Raw genomic sequence first — 4,556 nt, 5'->3', positions numbered from 1 at the left:
CCGCGCCACCCCCGATCCCCCCCCCGCCCCCGATCAGGCCCCCGGCCGGCGCGGGCGGGGGGGGCCGCGAGGGTCGAACGGGCCCAGGACCGGCCGGGGGCGGAAACGCCCCTCAGACGGCCACCGGGCCCTTCGGGGCCCCGGGTGCTCCATGGATCGCTACGGGGTGAGCGCCAGCTCGTCCTCCGTCGACTTGTCCACGGCGCTCTTGTTGAACGCCCAGGGCAGCAGCTCACCTTTCGCCCACTTCTCGGTCTGGTCCGTGTAGTGCGCGTTGTAGGCGTGGCCGGAGGCGCCGGTGAGGTTGATCCAGCGCGACTTGTCGAGGTTGTCGAGGTTGACGACCATCCGCATCGAGGGGACCCAGGTGACGTCGTAGCCGCCGGCCGCGTTCCAGCCGGTGGCGTTGACCGCCGCCTCGCCTCCGGAGAGGTTCCACGGGCCGCGGTTGAGGAGCCACTGCACCACGCCGGGGCCGTCGGTGCCCAGGGTCTGGTTCTTCAGCGTCAGCCGGTGCAGCCGGCCCCAGCTCCAGCTGTTGATGTCCTTGCCCAGCTTGGCGGTGAGCTCCGAGCGCGCGGCCCGCATGGCCTGCCCCAGCAGCTCGTCACGGTTGGTGGCGCCGGGCTTGTTGCGGGTGCCCGCCGTCTTCCACCAGTCGTTCTTCGGGTCCTTGACGATCTTGCGCACGACCTCGTACCAGCGGTCGCCGCCGTCGGGCTGGGCCATGTCGGGGTCGCGCTTACCGCATTCACGCACCAGCCGGGCGTTGCCGTTCAGGTCCTCCAGCGGACCCGAGTCGTCGGCCGGGCGCACCCGCAGGCACTCTCCCTTGACCCGCAGCTCCTTGGGGAGCTTGTCGCCGAAGGCCAGCTTGAGGGTGTTGCGCCAGACGGCGTTGAAGTACGCGGCGGCCGCAGAGTCCGAGTCCTGGGTGTAGTCCCAGCTCTCCAGCAGCTTCTGGGCCTGGCGTACGTAGTCGTCCTTGACGTCGATCTTCAGCAGATAGGGCGTCAGCAGCTTGGCGATCTCGCTGCTGTTGTCCATCTGCAGGGACTGCATGTCATCCGTGGAGATCTTCCCGCCGTCCTTGACCTTCGACTCGATGAGGTCGGTGATGCGCTGGCTCCGCGCGCCGTAGCCCCAGTCGTCGGTCAGCAGATACGGGTAGTTCTTCTTGTCTATGACGGCCTGGTTGGCGGTGACGATATAGCCGCGGTCCGGATTGAGCTCCCAGGGCAGCGCCGACTGCGGGATGTACTTGCTCCACTTGTAGCGCGAGTCCCAGCCGGGCGCCGGGTAGCGGCCGTCGCCCTTGGAGCGCACCGGGATCTGGCCGGGCGCCTGGTAGCCGATGTTGCCCTTGGTGTCGGCGTAGATGAGGTTCTGGGAGGGCACCGCGAAGTCGCTGGCCGCCTTGCGGAAGTCGCCGAAGTTCTTGGCGGTGTTGAGCTTGAAGACCGAGTCCATGGTGTTGGACGGGTTCAGCGCGGTCCACTTCAGCGCCACCGCGTAGCCGTCGCCGCGGTCGGGCGCCACGTCATCGGCGCCGGTGCCCACCGGGGCGTCCTTACCGACGTCGGCGAGCTCGTCGTCGCGGTCGGAGACGATCGGGCCGTTGTTGGTGGTGCGGACGGTGATCTTACGGCTCGCGCCGCCCGCGACCTTGATGGTCTCCTCGCGGGTGGTGAACGGGACCTGCTTGCCGTCGTAGAGATAGCCGTCGGAGGTGACCTTCTCCAGGTACAGGTCGCTGACGTCGGCGCCGAGGTTGGTCATACCCCAGCTGATGTCCTGATTGTGACCTATGACCACACCGGGCAGACCGGCGAAGGTGAAGCCCGCCGTGTCGTACGGACACGCGCTGCTGACCTGCTTGCAGTGCAGCCCCATCTGGTACCAGACGGACGGCAGCTGGGGCGCCAGGTGCGGGTCGTTGGCGAGCAGCGGCTTGCCGGTGGTCGTGTACTTGCCGGAGACCACCCACGAGTTGGAGCCGATACCGGTCCCGTTCGGGCCCAGCAGCGCCGGGACTTCGTCCAGGGTCTTGGAGAGCGAGGACAGCTGCGTCTGCAGCCCCTGAGCGGCTCCGGTGGCCCCTCCGTCCACCGAGCCGGTGCCGCCCGTGCCGCCCGTGGAGCCGGCCGGGGTGCCCTTGGGGTCGAACTCGTCCGTGACCTCGTTGACGGCGCCGCCCTGGACGATCGGCTTGTTCCGGCTGTACGGGTAGGACGGGTAGAGCTCGTCTATCTGCTTGGCGCTGAGCCGGTTGGAGGCCAGGGCGCGGTCCACCTCGTCCTGCATGTTGCCGCGCAGGTCCCAGGCCATCGCCTTCAGCCACGCCAACGAGTCGACCGGGGTCCACTTCTCGGGCTTGTAGCCGTCGTTCTTGAAGTCCAGGGCCGCGTACTCGACCGACAGCGCGTCCCCTTGGTGGTCCTTGAGGTAGGCGTTGACGCCGTCGGAATAGGCCCGCAGATACTTCTTGGTGTCGGCCGACACCTTGGTGTCGTACTCCTGCTTGGCCACCCGGTGCCAGCCCATGGTGCGCAGGAACGCGTCGGTCTCCACCTGGCTGGAACCGAACATCTCCGAGAGCCGGCCCGCGGTCATATGGCGGCGGACATCCATCTCCCAGAAGCGGTCCTGGGCCTGGACGAACCCCTGGGCGCGGAAGAGGTCCTCGGAGGTGCCGGCGTAGATCTGAGGTATCCCGTAGCCGTCACGTTTGACCTGCACGGGGCCGGACAACCCCTTCAGCTGCAGCGATCCCGTGGTCTCCGGGAATGAGGCTCGAACTGTACTGATGCTCCAGTACGCGCCGTAGCCGACGCCCCCGACGAGCAGCAGCACGACTGCGATCACGATCAGGCGGAGACGTCGGCTCTTCTTCTTTTTGGGAGAAGAGCCGGTTGTGTTGGCGGGCATCGCTGTCCTTCGAGGGGCAGGGTGAACCTGGAGTGCTGGAGCAACCATAGGCGCAGCGCTGTCGCCGCCCCTACGCGGAGTCATGACTGACGCCCCGCACCGGCCACCGTCCGGGCTCGTACACCTCGGTGAAGCCTTCTCGTGGGAGGCTCGCGTCAAGATCCCGTAAAATGTTAGGTAAGGCAATGAAGTTCCGGTCGGTAGGGACCCCTTCGCAGCGTTCCCTCCGCTCCCGCGAGAAAGGGTCGGCCCCTGACTGTTCACCACCTCAACGAGCTGCTGTTGATCTGCTCCCTCGTCCTGCTCTTCGCGGTGGCGGCCGTAAGGGTGTCATCACGCAGTGGACTGCCCACGCTGCTGATCTATCTCGGGATCGGCGTCGCCATCGGCACGGACGGGATCGGCGTCACCTTCAACGACGCCGAGCTGACGCAGATCCTCGGCTACGCCGCGCTGGTCGTCATCCTGGCCGAAGGCGGTCTGGGCACGAAGTGGGACGAGATCAAACCCGCCCTGCCGGCGGCCGCCGTCCTGTCCACCGTGGGCGTCGCGGTGAGCGTGGGAATCACCGCGGCGGCGGGACACTACGTGGTGGGACTGGACTGGCGACAGGCGCTGATCATCGGCGCGGTGGTGTCGTCCACGGACGCGGCGGCGGTCTTCTCGGTGCTGCGCACGGTGCCGCTGCCCAAGCGGCTCACGGGTGTCCTGGAGGCCGAGTCGGGCTTCAATGACGCCCCTGTGGTGATCCTGGTGGTCGCCTTCTCCAGCCAGGGCCCCATGGAGTCCTGGTACTCCCTGATCGGCACGATCGCCCTGGAGCTGGCGATCGGCGCGGTGATCGGCATCGCGGTCGGCTGGCTGGGCGCCTACGGCCTGCGGCATGTGGCGCTGCCCGCCTCGGGTCTGTACCCGATCGCGGTGATCGCCATCGCGGTGACCGCCTACGCGGAGGGTTCGCTGGCGCACGGGTCCGGCTTCCTCGCCGTCTACCTCGCCTCGCTCATCATGGGCAACGCACGGCTGCCGCACTGGCCGGCGACGCGCGGCTTCGCCGAGGGGCTGGGCTGGCTCGCCCAGATCGGGATGTTCGTCCTGCTGGGGCTACTGGTCACGCCGCATGAACTGGGCGATGACATCCTGCCCGCCCTCGCGGTGGGGCTGGTGCTGACCGTGGTGGCCCGTCCGGTGTCGGTCATGGTCAGCACGGCGCCGTTCCGGCTGCCCTGGCGGGAGAAGGCCCTGCTGTCCTGGGCCGGGCTGCGCGGGGCGGTGCCGATCGTGCTGGCGACCATCCCGATGGTCAGCGATGTGCCCGACAGCCGCCGGATCTTCAACATCGTCTTCGTGCTGGTGATCGTCTACACCCTGGTCCAGGGACCGACGCTGCCCTGGCTCGCACCCCGGCTGCGGCTCGAGGAGCCCGAGCCGGCCGACCTGGGCATCGAGTCGGCGCCACTGGAGCGGCTGCGCGGCCATCTGCTGTCGGTGTCGATCCCCCAGTCGTCCAAGATGCACGGCGTCGAGGTCGGCGAGTTGCGGGGGGGCGCCCGCGGCGGCGGGACACACGGGCACCCGGCCGAGCAAGAAAGTCATACGCTTACCCCCCCCGAGGACAGAGGGCGGCG

The 4,556-nt window shown here is 68.4% G+C and carries 2 protein-coding genes; one reads left to right on the top strand and one right to left on the bottom strand.

Annotated features, from left to right (window positions below; all coding sequences use genetic code 11):
- Positions 1-159: 159 nt before the first annotated feature.
- A complete protein-coding gene (locus ACFXB5_RS44950) occupies positions 160-2,928 on the bottom strand; it encodes a penicillin acylase family protein (RefSeq protein ID WP_385219657.1) in 2,769 nt (922 codons plus the stop codon).
- A 252-nt stretch (positions 2,929-3,180) separates the two neighbouring features.
- Here ACFXB5_RS44950 and ACFXB5_RS44945 point away from each other — a divergent pair.
- Positions 3,181-4,556: potassium/proton antiporter (locus ACFXB5_RS44945; RefSeq protein ID WP_385219677.1), on the top strand; the 1,376-nt coding region annotated here is incomplete at its 3' end.

The sequence above is a fragment of the Streptomyces sp. NPDC059455 genome (genome assembly GCF_042750115.1).
Classification (GTDB): Bacteria; Actinomycetota; Actinomycetes; order Streptomycetales; family Streptomycetaceae; genus Streptomyces; species Streptomyces endocoffeicus.
Note: the sequence above shows the minus strand (reverse complement) of the source record. Positions and strands in the feature narration are given on the sequence as shown.

Excerpts from the sequence above, each read along its gene's own strand:
- ACFXB5_RS44950 (WP_385219657.1), bottom strand. The coding sequence starts at position 2,928 with ATGCCCGCCAACACAACCGGCTCTTCTCCCAAAAAGAAGAAGAGCCGA.